At 68.2% G+C, this 20,121-nt stretch carries 15 protein-coding genes, 2 tRNA genes and 1 pseudogene; 10 read left to right on the top strand and 8 right to left on the bottom strand.

The window, feature by feature from the left end; all coding sequences use genetic code 11:
* Window positions 1-20: 20 nt before the first annotated feature.
* The 3 genes from ACWGO6_RS01605 to ACWGO6_RS01595 all read left to right on the top strand — a co-directional run bounded on the left by ACWGO6_RS01605 (window position 21) and on the right by ACWGO6_RS01595 (window position 2,736).
* Window positions 21-92 (top strand) — tRNA-Gln (locus ACWGO6_RS01605).
* 140 nt (window positions 93-232) lie between these two features.
* Entirely contained in the window at window positions 233-1,597 is a 1,365-nt protein-coding gene (locus ACWGO6_RS01600; RefSeq protein WP_136043764.1) for an MFS transporter, read from the top strand.
* A 125-nt stretch (window positions 1,598-1,722) separates the two neighbouring features.
* Window positions 1,723-2,736 (top strand): DNA topoisomerase IB, encoded by a 1,014-nt coding sequence (locus tag ACWGO6_RS01595; protein WP_136043765.1) that lies wholly within the window; start codon window positions 1,723-1,725, stop codon window positions 2,734-2,736.
* On the opposite strand, the gene ACWGO6_RS01590 is transcribed toward ACWGO6_RS01595, so the two are convergent.
* Both ACWGO6_RS01590 and ACWGO6_RS01585 read right to left on the bottom strand, forming a co-directional pair.
* Entirely contained in the window at window positions 2,702-3,688 is a 987-nt protein-coding gene (locus tag ACWGO6_RS01590) for a hypothetical protein (RefSeq protein ID WP_452325668.1), read from the bottom strand. The genes ACWGO6_RS01595 and ACWGO6_RS01590 overlap by 35 nt on opposite strands.
* A gap of 23 nt (window positions 3,689-3,711) precedes the next feature.
* A complete protein-coding gene (locus ACWGO6_RS01585; protein ID WP_136043767.1) occupies window positions 3,712-4,209 on the bottom strand; it encodes a hypothetical protein in 498 nt (165 codons plus the stop codon).
* A 144-nt stretch (window positions 4,210-4,353) separates the two neighbouring features.
* Here ACWGO6_RS01585 and ACWGO6_RS01580 point away from each other — a divergent pair, with 144 nt between their 5' ends.
* Window positions 4,354-6,810: a tetratricopeptide repeat protein gene (locus tag ACWGO6_RS01580; RefSeq protein ID WP_452325667.1), complete on the top strand. Its 2,457-nt coding sequence runs from the start codon at window positions 4,354-4,356 to the stop codon at window positions 6,808-6,810.
* 50 nt (window positions 6,811-6,860) lie between these two features.
* Window positions 6,861-9,359, top strand: coding sequence for an aminopeptidase N (pepN, locus tag ACWGO6_RS01575; RefSeq protein ID WP_136043769.1), 2,499 nt, complete (start codon window positions 6,861-6,863; stop codon window positions 9,357-9,359).
* On the opposite strand, the gene ACWGO6_RS01570 is transcribed toward pepN, so the two are convergent.
* Window positions 9,356-9,886, bottom strand: a complete 531-nt coding sequence (locus tag ACWGO6_RS01570) for a GNAT family N-acetyltransferase (protein ID WP_240745185.1) — start codon at window positions 9,884-9,886, stop codon at window positions 9,356-9,358. The two genes, pepN and ACWGO6_RS01570, sit on opposite strands and share 4 nt — an antisense overlap.
* On the bottom strand, window positions 9,883-10,521 hold the full coding sequence (locus tag ACWGO6_RS01565; RefSeq protein ID WP_136043770.1) for an MBL fold metallo-hydrolase: 639 nt from the start codon (window positions 10,519-10,521) through the stop codon (window positions 9,883-9,885). Before ACWGO6_RS01565 ends, ACWGO6_RS01570 begins: the two co-directional genes overlap by 4 nt.
* Window positions 10,522-10,670: 149 nt before the next feature.
* Here ACWGO6_RS01565 and ACWGO6_RS01560 point away from each other — a divergent pair.
* Window positions 10,671-10,743 (top strand) — tRNA-Glu (locus ACWGO6_RS01560).
* Between the two features lie 112 nt (window positions 10,744-10,855).
* Here ACWGO6_RS01560 and ACWGO6_RS01555 read toward each other — a convergent pair.
* Entirely contained in the window at window positions 10,856-11,974 is a 1,119-nt protein-coding gene (locus tag ACWGO6_RS01555) for a DUF4349 domain-containing protein (protein WP_136043771.1), read from the bottom strand.
* On the bottom strand, window positions 11,971-12,531 hold the full coding sequence (locus ACWGO6_RS01550) for an RNA polymerase sigma factor (protein ID WP_136043772.1): 561 nt from the start codon (window positions 12,529-12,531) through the stop codon (window positions 11,971-11,973). The genes ACWGO6_RS01555 and ACWGO6_RS01550 overlap by 4 nt, the downstream gene beginning before the upstream one ends.
* Window positions 12,532-12,794: 263 nt before the next feature.
* Here ACWGO6_RS01550 and ACWGO6_RS01545 point away from each other — a divergent pair, with 263 nt between their 5' ends.
* Complete coding sequence (locus ACWGO6_RS01545) at window positions 12,795-13,799, top strand: TerC/Alx family metal homeostasis membrane protein (RefSeq protein WP_136043773.1); 1,005 nt, start codon at window positions 12,795-12,797, stop codon at window positions 13,797-13,799.
* A 23-nt stretch (window positions 13,800-13,822) separates the two neighbouring features.
* Here ACWGO6_RS01545 and ACWGO6_RS01540 read toward each other — a convergent pair.
* Both ACWGO6_RS01540 and ACWGO6_RS01535 read right to left on the bottom strand, forming a co-directional pair.
* Window positions 13,823-15,137 (bottom strand): annotated as a pseudogene (locus tag ACWGO6_RS01540) (LLM class flavin-dependent oxidoreductase).
* Window positions 15,134-16,429 (bottom strand): O-acetylhomoserine aminocarboxypropyltransferase/cysteine synthase family protein, encoded by a 1,296-nt coding sequence (locus ACWGO6_RS01535; RefSeq protein WP_136043775.1) that lies wholly within the window; start codon window positions 16,427-16,429, stop codon window positions 15,134-15,136. Before ACWGO6_RS01535 ends, ACWGO6_RS01540 begins: the two are co-directional and overlap by 4 nt.
* Before the next feature lie 189 nt (window positions 16,430-16,618).
* Here ACWGO6_RS01535 and leuC point away from each other — a divergent pair, with 189 nt between their 5' ends.
* The 3 genes from leuC (at window position 16,619) to murA (ending at window position 20,121) form a co-directional block, all read left to right on the top strand.
* Window positions 16,619-18,091 (top strand): 3-isopropylmalate dehydratase large subunit, encoded by a 1,473-nt coding sequence (gene leuC, locus ACWGO6_RS01530; RefSeq protein ID WP_452325666.1) that lies wholly within the window; start codon window positions 16,619-16,621, stop codon window positions 18,089-18,091.
* Window positions 18,091-18,687, top strand: coding sequence for a 3-isopropylmalate dehydratase small subunit (gene leuD, locus ACWGO6_RS01525; protein WP_136043778.1), 597 nt, complete (start codon window positions 18,091-18,093; stop codon window positions 18,685-18,687). The genes leuC and leuD overlap by 1 nt, the downstream gene beginning before the upstream one ends.
* Before the next feature lie 66 nt (window positions 18,688-18,753).
* Entirely contained in the window at window positions 18,754-20,121 is a 1,368-nt protein-coding gene (gene murA / locus ACWGO6_RS01520; protein ID WP_136043779.1) for a UDP-N-acetylglucosamine 1-carboxyvinyltransferase, read from the top strand.

The following is a 20,121-nucleotide window of genomic DNA, read 5'->3' as shown; positions in this document are numbered from 1 at the left end:
CGAGGCTCCGGTTTCGCCCTTGGGGTATGGTGTAATTGGCAACACGACGGTTTCTGGTTCCGTTATTCTTGGTTCGAGTCCAGGTACCCCAGCAAGACGAAAACCCCCGCTCAGGCGGGGGTTTCGTCGTTTCCGGAGGACGGTTCTCTTGGCGCGGGGCGGCGTCACATGAGCAGCTGCAGCGGTTCTTCGATCATGCGGGCGCAGGAACTGGGCGCCGAGGGCTCCGTCGATGCCGTGGCGAGCAGCCGTTTCGGCGGAGGACGTTGACGCCCTGGTCGGCGATGTCCCCGGCATCCGGAAGAATGTCGAGGTGATCGGAATGAAGAGCTTCTGGAGCGCCTTGCCCACCGAGGGGCGGTGGCTGCTGTCGACCGCGGCGATCCAGACGCTCGGACGCGGGATGACGCTGCCGTTCACCATCATCTACTTCCACGAGGTACGCGGCTTCGATCTCGGAGTCTCGGGTGCGCTGATGAGTCTCATCGCGATCACCGGCCTCATCGTGACGGGCCCCGGTGGAACACTCATCGACCGGTTCGGTGCACGTCGCGTCTTGGTCGTGGGCCTCCTGTCGATGATCGCCGGCTGCACGCTGCTGGCGTATGCGACCCATCCGGTCGTCGCCGCCGTCGCGGTGATGCTCATCGGAGTGAATTTCGGGGTCTCATGGCCCGGATTCAATGCCCTCATCGCCTCCGTGGTCGACGGAGAGGTGCGCCAACAATACTTCGGAGTCAACTTCGCGCTCGTCAATCTGGGTATCGGCGTGGGCGGGATCATCGGCGGCTTCTTCGTCGACGTCACCGACCCTTCGACGTTCACGACGATCTTCCTGGTCGATGCCGCGACCAGCTTGATCCCCCTCGCGCTGCTGCTAGGACCGCTGCGGCGCGTGCGGACACAGCATGAGGCCGAGGTCGGCGCGCCCCCGGTCGGCGGCTATCGCGAGATCCTGCGCCGACCTGCTGTCCTGTGGCTCACGCTTCTCACGTTCCTCGCGATCTTCATCGGCTACGGGCAGATGGAGGCCGGGCTGCCCGCGTTCGCCCGACAGGTCTCGGAAGTCTCGACCCAGGTCGTGGGGCTGGCCTTCGCCGTGAACACCGCGGTGATCGTGCTGTTGCAGTTCGCCGTTCTCGCACTCATCTCCGGCAAGAGACGCACCAGGGTCATGCAGTTCATGGCGCTCGTCTGGGCGCTGTCTTGGGTGGTGCTGGGCGCCACGGGGTTTCTCCCCGGCTCACTCGCGGCGGCGATCGGTGTGATCGCCTTCATGGGCATCTTCGCGTTCGTCGAGACGATGATGCAGCCCACGATCCCCGCCATCTACAACGATCTCGCCTCGGACCGCACGCGGGGCCGGTACAACGCCATCAACTCCGCTGCCTTCCAAGCGGGTGCCATCTCGGGTCCGCTCGTCGCCGGTGTGATGCTCGGCGGCGGCCTGGACGAGTGGTTCATCGGCGTGATGATCGCGGGGAGCCTCGCGATCGGAGTGCTGGCGCTCGTGCTCGAGCGATCCGTCACTCCTGCGGCGAACGGTGTATCCGTCACCGACGCCGCGGCCGAAGATTCATCGTCAGTTCGCTCCTGACGATGCCGATCGCCGCGTTCAGCCCCGATATCGGATAGCACGGCGGGGCGTGCGACGCCACTCCCTACCGCTGTCTTGCCGGGACCTGCATCCTCGACGGAGACGAGATCAGGGGAGGAACACGGATGGCCAGACTGGTTCGAGTCGCACCGGATGAGGATCCGGGGTTCCGGCGGGTTCGCTCGGGGTCGGGCTTCCGCTATGTCGACCCCGCAGGCGAGACCGCACCCGAGGCGGACCGCGAACGCATCAGCGATCTGGTCATCCCGCCCGCGTGGCACGACGTGTGGATCGCGGCGGACCCGCTCGCGCACATCCAGGCGGTGGGGATCGACGGCGCGGGGCGCAAGCAGTACCTGTATCACCCGCTGTGGCGCGTGAGTCGTGACCGTCGCAAGTTCGTGCGGGCGCTCGACCTCGCCGCCGCGCTTCCCAGCGCCAGAGCTCAGGTTACGAGGGCGCTCAAGGAGGAGGGACAGACCAAGGAGCGCGCTCTGGCGATCGCCTTCCGCCTGCTCGACGACGCGGCGCTCCGCATCGGCTCCGAGCGATACCTCGTGCGGCACGGCAGCCGTGGGCTCACGACGCTCCGCCGGCGCGACGTGCGCGTGTCCGGCAGCGACGTGGCGTTGTCCTTCCCCGCGAAGAGCGGCCGAACCGCCTCGATCGAGATCACCGACGAATCCCTCGCCGATGCGCTGACCGATTTCGCGGCGGGGAAGTCGGCGGCTTTCCTACTGGCCTATCGACGCGGTCGCCGCCGCGTGCGCATCACTCCGGCCGAGGTCAACTCGTATCTTCGCGAGGTGACGGGGGCGTCTTTCACCGCCAAGGACTTCCGGACCCTGCACGGAACCGTCATCGCGGCCGATGCACTGGCGCGGATCGGCGAGCTCGACCGGCGCAAGGATCGGGACCAGGCTGAGCGGCTCGCCGTGCAGGCAGCTGCGACCGCGCTCGGGAACACGACCGCCGTCGCGCGCGGCAGCTATATCGATCCACGGGTCTTCCGCCAGTACGCACGCGGACGCACGCTGGACCTCTCGGTGACGCCGGAGACGGCCATCCGACGGCTCCTGGGTGGACCGGAAATCTCGAAGAAGGTCACCCGGCGAGCTGCAGCCAGACGACCGCGATGAGCATCGGGATGAGTGGCGTGACCACCGCGGCGATCACCGGCCACCACCGCACGCGGGTGTCCACGGTCCGGGCGCGCTCGGTGAGGGTGTCGCCTTCGCGGCGGTAGGACTGCGGATCGAGAGGTTCAGCGGCCTCATCGCGGTACAGCAGCGTCCGCCGTCCGAACCGATCGTGCAGCGCGGCGATCACGGTGAGGAACCTGCGGAGCTCGATCTCATCCGTGAGATCGACCGCGGGAAGGTACAGGTGCAGCGTGCGGTCGACGATCTCCAGATCGAGGTCGGCGCTCTCATCGAGGAGGATCGCCATCAGGTCGGGGGTGAGCACATAAAGCGCGTCGGTCTCATAGCCGTGCGGGACGGACACCTCGAACACGTCGCTGAAGTCGCCCTCCAGCCGCAGCTGCGAGCGGCCGGTCGGACGCCGCGGAAGCACGCTGAGCGCTCCGCCTCCCCGTCGCGAACGGAGCGTGATCCTCGGCGCTTCCGCGGGGAGGGGGATGCGCACCGCTCGCGCGGTGTGTGTCGTCGCTCCCTCTCGATCGCCGACGACGAAGATGCGCTCGACGCTGTCGAACGGGAGATCGGTGTGGAGAGCATCGAGATGATCCTGGGCGGTCCTGCTCCCGCGGTCTATCTGCTCATCGATGGATCCGCCCCAGATTCGGTCGCCGACGTCTGCGCGGTATGTCCACCCGAGCGTGTGCGCGATGGCTTCGAGGTTGGCGCGTCGCCGCCGATGCTGCACGATCGTGAAGGCCGAGGTGGCGACGAGTGCGGCGCCCGCGATGATCGTCCCCAGCTGAGCGAGCAGCAGGGCGGCGCCGTCGAGCCCGAACCCGACCGGCAGCAGATAGAAGGCGACGCTGCCGGCGATCGCCAGGTAGGCCGCCGACGCGGTGATCAGTCGGACGCCGCCCCGCACGCGGGTTCCTGCGTGCGGGGCGGGCATCGGGTCCGAGTGCGCGAGCACCGTCAGGGCTTGTAGACGATGGCGATGTTCAGTTGGCCCTTCTCGCGTGCCCAGGCGAGCCAGCGGGGTTCGTTCAGCCCGTTGAGACGCTGGATCGGGACGACGTAGATGCCCTGATCGATGCGGCTCAATGCGCGGAACTCCGGCTTCTTCGAGATCCAGATGGTGCCCCCGCCGTCCCACGGCTCGAGGCACGTGTACACATACCCGTGCTCGCGGAGATTGATCCGGTCGGTGAGACTCTCCGCCTCCTGCCGGAGCTCGGCGACGACGTCGGCGGGTACCGTTCCGTCGAGGGTGAACGCGGCGACGTCGTACACGTTGCCCTCGCCGAAGTCCCGCGTGGTGAGGATGGTCAACTCCGTGACCCCCTTGTCGGAGGTTCGGGTCCAGAGCGCGTGCGAGTTCTTCGCGCGCTTGTTCATCAGGAACCCGCCGAAGTTCACCTTCTGGAACGCGAAGTCGTCGAGCTTCGCGGCGATCTCTGCGCGTGTCGTCATGAGGGAGTCTCTCCTTGTCCGGGAGGTCGGGCGGCCTCTCCGTCGAGCGAGCCTAGGCGCCGGCGTTGAGGCGCCGTCGGACCCCGAACGAGTCCGAACGAAGCTCCGCGCAGACGCCGCCGCAGCCTGCCATAGGCTCGACTCATGCCCGCCCCGCGCACCCTCGATGAGCTCTGCGCCGGGCTGGGGCGGATGCGTACGGATGCCGGATCCCCCTCGTACGCGGAGATCGCCCGGCGTATCGGACGGCTGCGCGGGGGAGCGGAACCGGCGAAGGTCACGGTCTACGACTGTTTCCGTCCTGGCAGGAGACGGGTCGACGATCGGCTCGTCGGAGACATCGTCCGAGCCCTCGGCGGCGAGGAGACCGATTCCGAGCTCTGGCGCGAGACGGCGCGCGTGCTCAACGGCGAGCGGTCGGGAGTGCACATCGAGGTCGCGCACGCTGCGCGGAACTCTCCCGGTGCGGAGATCGGTCGGGAAGCGCTGCTCGCCTCCGTGCCCGCGGCGGACGTGCTCGTTCTCACCGGGCTGCCCGGCTCGGGGAAGAGCACCTTCGCCTCCGCGCTGGTCGGCACGGAATCCGTGCTCACGGTGCAGCTGCGCGAATCCGAACCCGATCGTCCGCACGCCGACCCCATCGACATCATGAGACGCATGCTGGGTGCGCTCGGCGTCCGTTCGCTGCCCTACGAGTTGCCCCGGCTGCGCGAGACTCTCCAGCTCGTCGCTCGCGGCACGACCGTGATCGTCGAGGATGCGGGTGACGCACGGCGCCTTGCGGCCCTGATCGTCCCGGGGGTGCGGTTCCTCGTCACCTCCCGGGTCGACCTCGCCGAGCTCGAGCAGCGCCTGCGCCCACTGACCCTGACCGTCGCTCGTGTCGTCGTTCCGCCGATGACGGATGCCGACGCGCAACGGCTCCTCTCGCATCTCATCCCGGTAGAGGGGACGGAGCCGCTCGCCGGCTCGGACGTCGACGTCCGTGCAGGCGCGCTCCGACGCATCGTGGCCGTCGGGGGTGGTCTCCCGCTCGACCTCGTGATGCTCGCGGGGATCGTCCGGGAGCACGAGGGGTGGTCGTTCCAGGATCTCGCGTCGCGCTTCGAGCACGAGCCGCGTGATGCGCGGATCCGTCCTGTGCTCGAAGCCGCCACCCGCTCGTTGTCGCAGAGCGAGGCTGATCTGCTCGCAGACGCCGCGCTGTTGGACAGAGACATCGACGCCGAGGTGCTGCTCGCGGCCGGCGGTCCGTCGGCCGAGGCGGATCTGCGTCGCCTGCATGCCCGCCATCTCGTGGAGCTCCGCGACGGGCATCTGTACATCCATGCCACCGTCTTGGCATTCGCCGCGGAGAGATCGCGCTCGCTTCGTCCGTCCTCGGAGCGCCAGGCGTTCGTGCGGAAGGCGGCGGCTGCGGCGGTGGCGAAGATCCGCTCGGATCCGGACTATGCGGCGCGGGAGGTCGTGACCGTGCTGGCAGTCGCGGCGGCAGCGCGAGAGCATGCCGCCGATTCCGCGGTGGAACAGCTCGCCATCGAGGCGCACCCCGGGCTCTCGCGGTGGTCGTTGTGGAACGAGTCGCTGCGTCTGCATGACCTCGCAGCGCGCGGGGAGGGGCTCGACCTCGTGCCGGAGATCGCACTGGGCGTCGCGCACTGCGCCGAGAAGCTGGGGCGTCTGGATGAGGCGCTGATCACTCTGCATCGGGTGCGACGCATCGCGACCGGGGCGTCACTCGCACGCACCTGGAATCAGATCGGCAACGTCCAGCGGTGGATGAGCCATCTCGACGAGGCGCTGCGCTCGTACGAGGTCGCTATCGGTCATGCGCGGGCCGCGGGGGATCGGATCGTGGAGGGGCGGGCGACCGGCAACCATGCCGACACGCTGCGCATACTCGCCCGCTACCCGGAGGCACGCGACCGTTACGCGGTGGCCTTGAGGATGGCTCAGGAGGAGGGCGATGACCTCAACGTCGCGGTCGTCCGCGGCAACCTGCCGCTGCTCCTCCTGGCCACGGGGCAGCTCGATGACGCGGCCGACGAGCTGCAGGAGCTGCTCGACGAGTCGAGCGTCGACTCGCTGCCGTTCGTGCGGAGGACACTGGCCCTGGTGGCCGAGGCGACGGGCGACGACGAGCGTGCCCGCGAGCTGTGCGCGACAGCGAGACAGGCGCTGCAGACGGCGGGGGAGTTCGCGACCTCGGCGGACCTCGACCTGCTGGAAGCACGGATGGACGGCCGCGCCGGCGACTTCGTGAGCGCGCGATCCATCGCCGAACGGACGCTGCGCGAGGCCGAACGCGCCGGCTCGCCGTTGATCGCGACCGAGGCGGCGAACTCGCTGGCTGAGATCCTGGCGCGCGCTGCGGCGAGCGACTCGACGGCCGCCCACCACCTGCTGGACGACGCGGAGCGGCACGCCGCGGAGGCGCGGAGCATCGCTGAGGCGACCGGCGATCGGGCGGAGGTGGCACGCAGCGACGCCGTCCTCTCGTCGATCGCGGCTCTGCGGGGCGATCACGCGACGGCTGAGATCCTCGCGGCGGCTTCGACGCGGCTCTACGCGGAGATCCGCCATCGCCTGCGCGGTGCCTGAGGTGTGAAGGTGGGGCGGTCCGCGTCTCGTCCGGATGCCAGGATGGAGGAATGGACACCGCCAACCTCACCCGGGAGGAGACCGCCGCGCGATCCGCCGCGGTCACCCTGCATCGCATCCGCGTCGAACTCGACCTGACGGGGGCGCCCGAGCGGGCTCGCACCGGGTTCCCGACGGTGACGACGCTCGAGTTCGACGCCACGGCGGAGTCGACCTGGCTCGACTTCATCGGCGAAGAGGTCCGCCGTGTCGAGGTGAACGGCGTCGACCAGGATGTCCTGTGGGACGGAGCACGGATCTCGCTCGCCGGCCTCGCCGCCTCCAACGTCGTCCGCGTCGAGGCGATCGGGGCGTACAGCCGTTCCGGCGAGGGACTGCACCGCTTCCACGACCCGGCCGACGACGAGACGTACCTGTACACGCAGTATGAACCGGCGGATTCACGTCGCGTCATGGCGTGCTTCGAGCAGCCCGACATGAAGGCCGAATACACCTTCGTCGTCGATTCCCCCTCCGAGTGGGAGGTGCTCTCCAACCAGTCGCCCGCGCACGTCGACCTCGGCGTCGGCGTGCAGCGGGTGGAGTTCGCGCCCACCCTGCCGATCTCGAGCTACATCACCGCGGTCGCCGCCGGCCCTTACACGCGTGTCGACGGCGAGTGGCGGCGCGACGAGCAGCAGATCCGCCTGGGGGTCTTCGTCCGCCGGTCCCTGGCGCCGTACCTGGAGGCCGACGAGATCCTCGACGTCACCCGGCAGGGGCTCGACTTCTTCACTGACGCCTTCGCGTACCCCTATCCGTGGGGCAAGTACGACCAGATCTTCGTTCCCGAGTACAACCTCGGGGCGATGGAGAACCCCGGCCTCGTGACGTTCACGGAGTCGTATCTCTCCCGCGGCGCGGCGACGGAAGCGCAGCGCGCCGCACGGGCGAACACGATCCTGCACGAGATGGCCCACATGTGGTTCGGCGACCTCGTCACGATGACCTGGTGGGACGACCTCTGGCTCAAGGAGTCGTTCGCCGACTACATGGGGGCGCACGCCTCCGCCGTCGCCACCCGTTTCCATGACGCCTGGGTGAAGTTCGCCGCGAGCCGGAAGGCCTGGGCGTATCAACAGGATCAGCTGCCCACGACACACCCGATCGTGGCGGACATCACCGACCTCGAGGCCGCGAAGCTGAACTTCGACGGGATCACGTATGCCAAGGGCGCTGCGGTCCTCAAGCAGCTGGTCGCCTTCGTCGGCGATGACGCGTTCTTCGAGGGCGCTCGGCGCTACTTCGCGGCGAATGCGTTCGGGAACACCACGCTCGACGACTTCCTGGTGCAGCTCAGTGCCGTCTCCGGCCGCGACATGAGCGACTGGTCGGCGGCATGGCTGCAGACCTCCGGTGTGTCGACGCTGTGGACCGAGACGGATGACGAGGGCCGCAGCGTCCTCGTGCAGACCGATCCGCGCCCGCACCGACTGCGCATCGGCCTGTACGAGCACCAGGACGGACGCGTCGTCCGGCGCGAGCAGCGGGAACTCGACGTGATCGGCGAGCGGACCCCGCTGGACCTGCCCGAAGCCGATCTGGTGCTCCTCAACGACGACGACCTCACCTACGCCAAGGCGCGGCTCGACGAGCGGTCTCTGCGTACGGTCGAGGCGTCGCTCTCGGAGATCGAGGAGCCCCTCGCGCGGGCGCTGGTGTGGTCGTCGCTGTGGAACGCCACGAGAGACGGAGAGCTCGATGCAGCGCGGTACGTGGCGATCGTGCGCACGCACGGCCCCGCCGAGTCCAACATCGGGCTCTTGACGGGTGTCCTCGCGAACGCCGCGTACGCCATCCGGCACTTCGTCGCGGACGACGACCGTGCTGCAGAACAGCGCAGCTGGACGGACGCCGTGTGGGATGCGCTGCAGGCCGCGGACGCCGGCAGCGACGCGCAGCTGTCGTGGGCGCGGGCACTCGCGACCGCATCCGCATACGACGACGCGCACCACGAGCAGGTGCGCGCCCTCCTCGACGGAGACGTGCCCACAGGACTCGTGGTCGACCCCGACCTGCGCTGGCAGTTGCTGACGGCGCTCGTCACGACGGGACACGCCGACCTCGCGGACATCAGCGCCGAGCAGGAGCGCGACGACACGGGCAGCGGACGGACGGCAGCGCGGCGCGCACGGTCGTCGCGGCCCGATGCCGCCGTCCGGCGCGAGGCCTGGGACTCCGCGTGGAACGACCTCTCGCTCAGCAACGATCACCTCGACGCCGAGATCGAAGGATTCCGGGCCGGTGGCCGCCGCGATCTGACCGAGGCGTTCGACGCCGAGTACTTCGCCCGTATCGCGGGAGTCTGGGGGGATCGCAGCATCGAGATCGCTCGGCGACTGGTGCTCGGTCTGTTCCCGGCGACCGAGTCGTTGCAGGCCGTCGACACCTGGCTCGCCGAGAATACGGAGGCGCCTGCGGCTCTGCGGCGGCTCATCGTTGAGCAGCGCGATCACCTGGAGCGCGACCTCAGGGTACGCGCCGCGCAGGGTGCCACCGCACGCGATTAGGCGGGAGAGACCTGCATCCCCATCACGGTGCGCACGATCCACGGGTGGGCGTGGTCGTCGTCGATGTGCGTCATGCCGATGTTCTCCGCGACGCCCCGCGAGGCGTCGTTGGCGGGGTGGATGATCGCGGTCAGCAGTGTCGGCGCGAACTCACGGGCGACGAGTTCGACGCAGGCGCGAGCCGCCTCGGTCGCATACCCCTGGCGCTGCATGGACCGGCTCACGTGATAGCCGACCTCCAGCACCGGATCGCCGTTGACGGACTGCCAGGTCAACCCGCAGTCGCCCACGAACGCGCCCGCATGCGTCTCGATGATCCACAATCCGTGGCCGTGCTCCCGGTACCGCTTCTGCATGCCCGCGAGCCACTCGGCTGTCTCGGTGCGGCTCTTCGGCGCCGGATAGAACGCCATCACTTCCGGATCGCCGAGGAGGTCGGCCATCCGGTCCAGGTCGTCCTCCGTCATCTCCCGGAAGACGAGTCGCTCGGTCGGTGGGGGGAGGAGCCGTCGCGTCGTGCCGCTCACAGATCGAGCGATTCGCCGGGCTCCAGCACGAAGAACTCGCCGCCGCCCTGCTCGGTGGCCCACTGCAGCCGCTGACGGTGCATGTTCTTCCCGATGACCGAGAGCGTCATGTCGTGGGTGCCGAAGGCGCGACGCGGCGCAACGGCGAGCACGTAGTCCATCGCCTCGCCGATCTTCAGCCAGGGCGCTCCGAGCGGCGCGGCGAGCGTGCCGACCGCGATCCCTTCCGGTACCGCATAGGAATCGCCGGGGTAGTAGAGCTCGTCGTTCACCAGCACGCCGACGTTCTCGACGACGGGCAGCGACGAGTGGATGACCTCGTGCGTGCCGCCGAAGAACCGGAGTGAGAAGTCGCCGACCTCGACCGAGTCCCCGGGGGAGACCACGGTGATGTCGTATCCCTCGGCCGCGCGAGCCACCCCCGACGGCGCGAAGATGGGCGTGCCCGGCGCGGCGCGCAGGAGGCGGTCGAAGTGATCGGACGTCCAGTGGTCGGGGTGCTCGTGAGTGATCACGATCCCGACCAGGCTGTCGAGATCCACCAGCGGTGCGGTGAAGGAGCCCGGGTCGATCAGGAGGGTCTTCCCGCCGACATCGAGGCGGAGGGCGGCATGTTCGAACTTGGTGACGCGCATGAGACGAGTCAACTCCTTCATCCGGCGCACGGCAAACGGATTCTGCGCGCCACGCCCGGGAGTCAGGTCGGGGTGGCGTCGATTTGGCGGACCGAGAAATGCCATGGCATACTTGAACGGTTGTCGCGCGACGGAAACGTCCGCCAGACGGCCCCATCGTATAGCGGCCTAGTACGCTGCCCTCTCACGGCGGTAACGCGGGTTCGAATCCCGCTGGGGTCACACAACATGAGAAAGCCTCCGGTTCGCCGGGGGCTTTCTTGTTTTCCGCACATGCGAAGAGGCCGCTTCCTGTTATCGGAAGCGGCCTCCGCGGGGTTTTCGCCCGACGACGTCAAGCGTCCTCGGCGCCCGCCTGCTCCGCATTCGTCGGGGGAGCGGAACGACGGTTCCGGCGCGCTCGACGGATCAGCCACACGATCAGCACCACGACGCCCACGACCGCGAGCCACGGGAGGACGAAGCCCACCGCGATCACGAGGGCGTTGAGCGAGACGACGAGGCCATTCCATCCGGCGAGCAGACCGTCGGCGAATCCCGCGGGGTCGGCGGTGGTGGCCGTCGTCTCCCGGGTGAGTTGCACCTGAAGCGATGACATGGCGACCTGATCCTGCAGAGCCTCGAGCTGCTGCTCATACGACTCGAGCTGCGCCTGCCGGTCGGTCAGTGCGACCTCCGCCTCGATCAGCTCGGAGACGCTGCCCGACTGCGACATCAGCTCGGTGAGACGATCGACGGAGGCCCGCGTGGAGTCGACGCGCGCCTGGAGATCGATGGAAACCGACGTCACGTCCTGCTTCGACGTGGACGACGAGAGGACCTCACCGGTTTCGCCGAGCGCGGCGATCACCTCCGGCAGATCCGCGGAGGGTACGCGGATGCTGATCCAGCCGTACGCCGAGTCGGCGGGCGCAGGTTCCGACGTGGTGTCGAGGGCGACCGATTTCCCAACCTCGGTGCTCTCGACGTAGCCGTCGTGCTCCTCCGCGAGCGCGGCGATCGCCGACGCAGCGTCCGCGATGCTCTTCACCTGGACGGTCGCCTGCGCGGTCGCGATGATCTCGCGGTCGGCCTCGGCACTGTCGTTGCCGGCGACGGCGGAGTCGGAGACATTCCCGGGAAGCGATTCGGGTGCCGACTCGGACATCTGATCCGGGGATGACGACGAGGAGTCCATCGAGACGCCGCCGGGGAGGCTTCCCCCATCGGCCGTCGACGATGCACTGCCGCCGACGGCGCCCAGTATCGGGGGAGTGACGAGGACGCCGACGACGAAGGCGGCGGCGATGCCGGCGCCGGTGAGCCAGCGCCGGCGGCGCTTCCTGGCGCGCTCGGCCCTCGGATGCGCAGGGGAGCGTTCTGCGGCGATCTCGGTGAACACGGCGGTCTCCATGCGGGCGATGGTCTCGTCCGACAGCACGGGCAGATCGCTGCGGGGAATCTGGTCGTTCATGCGTCTCTCACTTCCTTCACGGCGCCGCGCAACCGGGTGCGCACTCGGGAGAGACGATTGCGGACGACCGCGTGCGTGATGCCCAGTTCTTCGGCCGCGGCCTGGTAGGCGTATCCCTCGGATGCGCACAGGCGGAAGATCTCACGGTCGAGATCGTTCAGGTTGCCCACCTCAGCGGCGATCCGCGCGGCGAGCTCGGCCGTGATGACCTGTTCTTCCACGCTGACGATGTCGGGGAGCAGGGTCTCATCGACGGCATCGGCGGTGTGCGCCTGGTCACGGCGTCGCTGGCGCAGCCGATTCGCGGCCTGGAAGCGGCAGATCGTGGCCAGCCAGGGCAGGATCGACTCGCCCTGGAGCTCGAGGGCGGGGAGTTTGCGCCATGCGACGACGAACGTCTCCTGCGTGACGTCCTCCGCATCGGCGGGCGACGCGAGGATGCCCTGGGCGATCCAGTAGACCGGCCGCACGTGTGCGCGGTACAGCTCGCGGAAGGCGTTCTCGTCGCCGGCCGCGGCCTGCGCCGCCCATTTCTGATCACTCGTCTGCACGGGCATCCTGATTCCGTTCGGTGTCTCTCACCAGGGAAGTGTCGATCGCTGCCTCATCGTCTCAGATTCGGTCGTCGCGTTCGCGTGTTCGCTGTTCCCCGAGATGCCGCGGCTCCGGTAGCATTGCCCGGCGAGAGGGAGTATCCCGGATCCGCGCGTAACGTCATCACGAGCACCGTCATCGCTGCTCCGGGCGCGCGACGCACATCTGTGCGGGGGAGAGACTTTCGACGTATTCCCGACCCCTCCGCGAAAGGCCCAGTGCGCCCTTGGAAATCCCTGTCTGGTTCGAGATCACCTCGATGGTCGTCCTCACGATCATCCTGATCGGCGACCTGCTCCTCATCCGGCTGCGGCCGCACATCCCCTCGACGAAGGAGTCCACCCTGTGGGTGGTCTTCTATGTGGGCCTCGCACTGCTGTTCGCGGTGCTCCTGGGCAACGTCGGCGGCTGGCAGAACGCCGGCGACTTCATCACCGGCTGGGCCCTCGAATACAGCCTGTCGATCGACAACCTCTTCGTCTTCGTCCTGATCATGGCTCAGTTCGCGGTGCCACGGCGCCTGCAGCAGCAGGTCCTCATGGTCGGCATCATCATCGCGCTGGTGCTGCGTGGCCTCTTCATCCTCGCCGGTGTGGCGATCGTCGAGAACTTCTCGCCGATCTTCTACATCTTCGGTGCGTTCCTCATCTGGACGGCGATCCGTCAGGCCATGCCCGACGGCGACCACGAGGGCGAGGTCAAGCGTGAGAACTTCATCGTGCGGTTGCTGCGGCGCCGCGTCGACATCAGCGAGGAGTACGACGGATCGAAGATCCGCACCACGGTCAACGGCAAGCGCATGTGGACGCCGATGGTGATCGTCTTCATCACGATCGGTGTCACCGACCTGATCTTCGCGATCGACTCGATCCCCGCGATCTTCGAGATCACCACGAACGGCTTCCTCGTCTTCGCGGCCAACATCTTCGCGCTCATGGGTCTGCGCCAGCTCTACTTCCTGCTCGGCGACCTGCTCGATCGTCTCCGCTACCTGCACTACGGCATCGCGGTGATCCTCGGCTTCATCGGCATCAAGCTGATCCTGCACGCGCTGCACGTGAACGAGCTTCCGTTCATCAACGGCGGAGAGCACGTCGAGTGGGTTCCCGACATCAGCAACATGGTCTCGCTCGGCGTGATCCTGGCCTCGATGACCATCGCGACGGTCGCGAGCCTCATCGCCTCCTCGCGCGACAAGCGCGCGGAGAAGAAGGCCGCGCTCAGCGAGTAGTCCTTGCGGCGGACCTGCGCGCTTCAGAACGCGCGCAGGTTCGTCTGCAGGCCGCCGTCCGCGTACTCGCGACGGAGGATGCCACGGCGCCGCAGGACGGGCACGAGCTCGTCGAGCGTGCGGTGCAGGGTGACCGGGTGGAAGTCACCCCAGAGCAGCACGCCGTCATTGCCCCACTCGCCGAGTTCCTCGATCAGGTCGGCGAACTCCTCGGCCGTTCCCACGAACCCGGAGCGGTCCGTGATCCGGCCCGTGCGTGCCAGCGCCGTCAGATGAGCGCGCAGCGGGGCCTCCTCGCCGCGGTCTCCGATCAGACGCTGGATGCTTCCGCGGGAGACGTGGGCGCCGAAGATCGAGAGGTCGAGCGCGGTGTCGAGGTCGAGGGACGTCAGGTCGGTCTCGAGGTCGCTGGACTGCTTGCGGGCGATCTGCACCAGTGCTGCGTCGTCGGGGTGGGCGGAGGCGGCGACGATGCGATCCGCCTCCTCGCGCGATGAGGTGATCACGGGCTGGATGGCGAAGAGGATCTTGATGTCCTCGGGCCGCCGCCCCTTCGCGATCGCCGCCTCGTGCACTCTGGCGCGGTAGTCGCGGACGGACTTCTCGTTCAACGGGGCCAGAGCGAGCTGGACATCGGAGTTCGCGCCCGCGAAGCCGAGTCCACGCCCGGAGCCGCCGGGGGAGACGATCGCGGGATCCCCGTCCGTGAACGGGAGGGCGTTGAGCGGGCCGTCGAAGGCGAAGTGCTCGCCTCGGTGGTGGACCGGCTGCAGCTTCGCGCCGTCGGCGTAGACGCCGGTCGCTCGGTCGGCCACGAGTGCACCGTCGTCCCAGCTGCGCCACAGGGCGCGGATACCGGCGAGCCATTCCTCCGCCCGGTCGTACGCCTCGTCGTGACCGAGCTGCGGCGCGTCGGAGAAGTGTCGCGCGCTTCCGGTGTCCGTGACCACGTTGAGACCGAGCCGATGCCCGCTCAGGTGCTGCAGCGTCGCGAACTGGCGCGCCGCGGTGTATGGCAGGTACGCGGCGGGATTGACGGTCGGCACCACGCCCAGGTGCCTCGTCGCCTGGAACAGGTACGGGGCGAGGAGGAGCGGATCGTGCTTGGGGCCGCCGAAAGCATGGCGGACCCGCCAGGTCGATCGTGGACGGCGACCCCAACGACGGCGCGTCCTCGATGATGACCAGGTCGAAACCCGCCTGCTCGAGGGTGCGAGCAGCGTCCTGGTACACCTCCGGACGCGTCCAGTCGTAGTCCCAGTCGAGCGAGGGATAGCCCCAGCCCTGCGGACCGAAACCGCGCGCGAGGAACCAGCCGAAGTGCTGGGGGCGGCTCATGCCACCGTCTCCCGCACGCCCTGGAGCACGTGCGACAGGTCGGCGATGAGATCGTCGACATCCTCGATGCCGATCGACAGACGCAGGGTTCCCGGTCGTACGCCGAGAACCTCGCGCTCCTCATCGGTGCGCTGCGCATGACTCGTCGTCCCTGGATGCAGCACCAGGGAGCGGACGTCGCCGATATGGGTCATGTGCGTGAAGACCTGCACGTTCTCGACGAATCGGCGTGCCGCGGGGAGCCCGCCGCGCAGGGTGAACGTGAAGATCGACCCCGATCCACCGTCGAGGTACCGCTTCCCGAGCTCATGGTCGGGATGAGAGGGAAGCCCGACGTAGTCGACGCTCTCGACAGCGTCGTGCTGTTCCAACCACTGGGCGATCTGGAGGGCGTTGCGGGACTGCCGCTCGACGCGGAGGCCGAGCGTCTCCACACCCTGGCCGATCAGGAAGGCGTTCAGCGGAGACGGCGACGCTCCGAAACGCGGTGCCACCGACTCCCGGGCATAGGCGATGCGAGCGCGACCGCCGTGACGAGCGAAGACGCTGGGCGCGTCGCCGCGTCCGGGAAGGACGAGGTGCGGCGCGTTGTGTCCCGCGAGCTCGGCGTCGAAGCGACCGTCGTCGATGATCACGCCGCCGAGGACGGATCCGTGGCCGGCCAGGAACTTCGACGCGGAGTGGACGACGATCGCCGCGCCGTGCTCGATCGGTCGCAGCAGGGCCGGGGTCGCCAGGGTGTTGTCCACGACCAGCGGGATCGCGAGATCATCGGCGATGTCGCTGATGGCACGCACGTCGAGCACATCGTTGCGCGCGTTCGCGAGTGACTCGGCGAACAGCGCGCGCGTATTCGGACGGATCGCCGCACGCCAGGCATCCGGGTCCGAGATGTCTTCGACGAACGTCACGTCGATGTCGAGACGCGCCAGGTTGTCGAGGAAGAGGCCCCTGGTGCCCTCATAGATGTGCGTGGAGGAGACGATGTGATCGCCGGCGCCCACGACGGTGAGCAGGGCGGTCGCTACCGCCGCCTGTCCGCTCGCGACCAGCACCGCGTCCGCGCCCGACTCCAGAGCCGCGAGCTGGCGCTCCACGGCCCGAACCGTCGGGTTGCCCGTGCGGGTGTATCCGAAGCCGGTGCCGGTGCTGAAGTGGTCCGCTGCGTGATCGAAGTCATCGAACTCGAAGCCTGCCGTGAGGTAGATCGGGGTCGCGCGAGAGGACGCCGTCTCACGGCTTCTCGCCGCGTGGACCGCACGGGTGGCGAAGCGGGCGGTGTCGACGGTCATGCGGTGCCTCTCAGTCGTTCGGGTGTCAACAGAGTGTCATGACGGGTCGGAGCGCGTCCGAGCGGTGGTAATCTGACGTCATGCGGACCGTGCTCCTTCTTCTTAGCGGCCGCGACGAGACCTCGATCTGAGCCCCTCCTCGTCGCGGAGTCCATCGTGGGCCGAACCGCCAGCCACAGGAGACACGCAATGACCACCCCCGCAAACGGTGCCGATTCCGCACGCCGCCGGACCCTCGCCGAGAAGGTCTGGGACGACCACCTGGTCGTCAAGGGCGAGAACGGCGAGCCCGACCTCATCTACATCGATCTGCACCTCGTGCACGAGGTCACCAGCCCGCAGGCGTTCGACGGCCTCCGCAGCGAGGGGCGGCCGCTGCGTCGCCTGGACCTGACCATCGCGACCGAGGACCACAACACCCCGACGCTGGAGATCCACAAGCCGATCGCCGATCTGACCAGCCGCACGCAGATCGAGACACTGCGCCGCAACGCCGCCGAGTTCGGGGTGCGTCTGCACTCTCTCGGTGACGCGGAGCAGGGCATCGTGCACGTCGTGGGACCCCAGCTCGGACTGACGATGCCCGGCATCACGGTGGTCTGCGGCGACTCGCACACCTCGACGCACGGCGCGTTCGGAGCCATGGCCTTCGGCATCGGGACCAGCGAGGTCGAGCACGTCATGGCCACGCAGACGCTGCCGCTGAAGCCGTTCAAGACGATGGCGATCAACGTCGAAGGCACACTGCGCGAAGGCGTCACCGCGAAGGACATCATCCTCGCCGTGATCGCGAAGATCGGCACCGGCGGCGGTCAGGGCTACGTGCTCGAGTATCGCGGCAGCGCCATCCGCGCCCTCTCCATGGAGGGCCGCATGACGATCTGCAACATGTCGATCGAGGCGGGAGCGCGGGCCGGGATGGTCGCGCCCGACGAGACCACCTTCGCCTACCTCGAAGGTCGTCCGCACGCCCCGAATGGCGCGGACTGGGACGACGCCGTCGCCTACTGGCGCACCCTGCCGACCGACGAGGGCGCGACGTTCGATGCGGAGGTCTTCATCGACGCCGACGAGCTCGAGCCGTTCGTGACCTGGGGGACGAATCCGGGTCAGGGAAGCTCGCTGTCGTCGTCGGTGCCGAATCCCGCCGAGATCGCAGACCCGAACGAGCGGGCTGCGGCCGAGCGGGCGCTGGAGTACATGGACCTCACGCCGGGAACGCCTCTCAAGGAGGTCCCGGTGGACGCGGTCTTCATGGGCTCGTGCACCAACAGTCGCATCGAGGACCTGCGCGCCTTCGCCTCGATCATCCAGGGCAAGAAGAAGGCCGACGGCGTGCGCGTCATGGTCGTCCCCGGGTCCGCGCGCGTGCGCCTCGAGGCCGAGGCCGAGGGCCTCGACAAGGTCATCACCGACTTCGGAGCGGAATGGCGCTTCGCCGGCTGTTCGATGTGTCTGGGCATGAATCCCGACCAGCTCGCACCGGGGGAGCGCTGTGCTTCCACGTCGAACCGCAACTTCGAAGGACGACAGGGCAAGGGAGGGCGCACACACCTCGTATCGCCGCTCGTCGCCGCCGCGACCGCGATCCGCGGCACGCTTTCGAGCCCGAGCGACCTGACGGATGCTTCGACAGGCTCAGCAACCCAGGAGGGAAACTGATGGAGAAGTTCATCACGCACACGGGCATCGCGGCACCTCTGAAGCGCTCGAACGTCGACACCGACCAGATCATCCCGGCTGTGTTCCTGAAGCGCGTCACGAAGACGGGCTTCGAAGACGCGCTGTTCCACGGCTGGCGGCAGGACCCCGATTTCGTGCTCAACCAGGCGCCGTTCCAGGGTGCATCCGTGCTGCTCGCCGGACCCGATTTCGGCACGGGGTCCAGCCGAGAGCACGCGGTCTGGGCGCTGCGGGACTTCGGCTTCAAGGTCGTGCTCAGCCCTCGGTTCGCCGACATCTTCCGCGGGAACTCCGGCAAGCAGGGGCTGCTCGCGGCGACGATCTCAGAAGAGGATCTCGAGCGTTTCTGGGCCGAGATCGACCGGAATCCCGGGGTTCGGATGACCGTCGACCTCGAGGCGCGCAGCGCGTCGATCGGTGACGTCCAGGCCGACATCGGGATCGACGATTACACTAGATGGCGGCTCCTCGAAGGGCTCGATGACATCGGGCTCACGCTGCGCAACGAAGACAAGATCGCGCAGTTCGAGGCCCGTCGCGAGTCGTGGCGGCCCCGAACCCTTCCCGTTCAGTAGACGGCGGGGGCGGGGGAGCCCAGGGGCAACCCGCCCCCGAAATCCGTAGATGAAGTGAGGCTCCGAATGACGACACCTGTGCGCGACGCTCTCCCGGACGGAGTCCCTGCACTCACCGGAGACGTCCTCGCCATTCGAGGCGGACGCCCGCTTCGCGGTCGCGTCGACGTCAAGGGGGCGAAGAACCTGGCGACCAAGGCCATGGTCGCCTCGCTCCTCGGCGAGACCGTGAGCACCCTGCGCGACGTGCCGGCGATCAGCGACGTCGCCGTCGTGCGCTCCCTGCTCGAGGTGCACGGTGTGCGAGTGACTGAGGGCGATGAGCCCGGCTCCCTCATCTTCGACCCGAGCGACGTCGAATCCGCCCACTTCGAGGAGATCGACGCGCACGCGGGTGCATCGCGCATTCCGATCCTGTTCTGCGGCCCGCTCCTGCACCGCCTCGGTCAGGCGTTCATCCCCGACCTCGGCGGATGCCGCATCGGCGACCGCCCGATCGACTTCCACCTGGATGCGCTCCGCAAGTTCGGTGCCATCGTCGAGAAGCTCCCCAGCGGCATCCGCCTCTCCAGGGGCGGAAACCGCCTGCACGGGGCGAACATCCACCTCCCGTACCCGAGCGTCGGTGCGACCGAGCAGGTGCTGCTCACCGCCGTCCGAGCCGAGGGCGTCACGGAGCTGCGCAACGCCGCCATCGAGCCCGAGATCATGGACCTGATCGCGGTCCTCCAGAAGATGGGCGCGATCATCTCCTACGAGCCGAATCGCGTCATCGTCATCGAGGGCGTCGAGAAGCTCCGCGGGTACGACCACCGGTCGATCTTCGACCGCAACGAGGCGGCGTCCTGGGCATCTGCAGCTCTGGCGACCGACGGCGAGATCTTCGTCGGCGGAGCCAAGCAGCAGGAGATGCTGACGTTCCTCAACGTCTTCCGCAAGGCGGGCGGCTGGTTCGACATCCAGGAGGACGGCATCCTCTTCCGCCGCGACGGCGAGATCAAGCCCGTCGTCGTCGAGACCGACGTGCACCCCGGCTTCATGACCGACTGGCAGCAGCCGCTCGTGGTGGCGCTGACGCAGGCCCACGGGCGTTCGGTGGTGCACGAGACGGTGTACGAGAACCGGATGGGTTTCACCGACGCGCTGGTCAAGATGGGCGCCGACATCGTCGTGCACCCGCACGGTCTGCAGGCGGGACCGCGTCGCGTTCCGCGCCGTGAGCTCGAGCAGGCCGCTGTCATCACCGGTCCGACGCCGCTGCACGGAGCCGAGATCGTGGTTCCCGACCTTCGTGGCGGTTACAGCCACGTGATCGCGGCCCTCACGGCCACCGGCGAGTCGCAGGTGTCGGGAGTAGACATCCTCAGCCGCGGCTACGAGAAGTTCCTCGCCAAGCTCGACGCGCTCGGCGCCGACTTCGACGTCATCCGGTGA

The sequence above is a fragment of the Microbacterium sp. NPDC055665 genome, from assembly GCF_053618035.1.
The sequence above is the reverse complement of the archived record's forward strand: the minus strand, read 5'-3'. Positions and strand labels throughout refer to the sequence as shown.

What these genes read in the sequence shown, in the direction of transcription:
- ACWGO6_RS01600 (WP_136043764.1), top strand. Translation starts at nt 233, where the DNA reads ATGCCGTGGCGAGCAGCCGTTTCGGCGGAGGACGTTGACGCCCTGGTC.
- ACWGO6_RS01595 (WP_136043765.1), top strand. Translation starts at nt 1,723, where the DNA reads ATGGCCAGACTGGTTCGAGTCGCACCGGATGAGGATCCGGGGTTCCGG.
- ACWGO6_RS01590 (WP_452325668.1), bottom strand. Translation starts at nt 3,688, where the DNA reads ATGCCCGCCCCGCACGCAGGAACCCGCGTGCGGGGCGGCGTCCGACTG.
- ACWGO6_RS01585 (WP_136043767.1), bottom strand. Translation starts at nt 4,209, where the DNA reads ATGACGACACGCGCAGAGATCGCCGCGAAGCTCGACGACTTCGCGTTC.
- ACWGO6_RS01580 (WP_452325667.1), top strand. Translation starts at nt 4,354, where the DNA reads ATGCCCGCCCCGCGCACCCTCGATGAGCTCTGCGCCGGGCTGGGGCGG.
- pepN (WP_136043769.1), top strand. Translation starts at nt 6,861, where the DNA reads ATGGACACCGCCAACCTCACCCGGGAGGAGACCGCCGCGCGATCCGCC.
- ACWGO6_RS01565 (WP_136043770.1), bottom strand. Translation starts at nt 10,521, where the DNA reads ATGCGCGTCACCAAGTTCGAACATGCCGCCCTCCGCCTCGATGTCGGC.
- ACWGO6_RS01555 (WP_136043771.1), bottom strand. Translation starts at nt 11,974, where the DNA reads ATGAACGACCAGATTCCCCGCAGCGATCTGCCCGTGCTGTCGGACGAG.
- ACWGO6_RS01550 (WP_136043772.1), bottom strand. Translation starts at nt 12,531, where the DNA reads ATGCCCGTGCAGACGAGTGATCAGAAATGGGCGGCGCAGGCCGCGGCC.
- ACWGO6_RS01535 (WP_136043775.1), bottom strand. Translation starts at nt 16,429, where the DNA reads ATGACCGTCGACACCGCCCGCTTCGCCACCCGTGCGGTCCACGCGGCG.
- leuC (WP_452325666.1), top strand. Translation starts at nt 16,619, where the DNA reads ATGACCACCCCCGCAAACGGTGCCGATTCCGCACGCCGCCGGACCCTC.
- leuD (WP_136043778.1), top strand. Translation starts at nt 18,091, where the DNA reads ATGGAGAAGTTCATCACGCACACGGGCATCGCGGCACCTCTGAAGCGC.
- murA (WP_136043779.1), top strand. Translation starts at nt 18,754, where the DNA reads ATGACGACACCTGTGCGCGACGCTCTCCCGGACGGAGTCCCTGCACTC.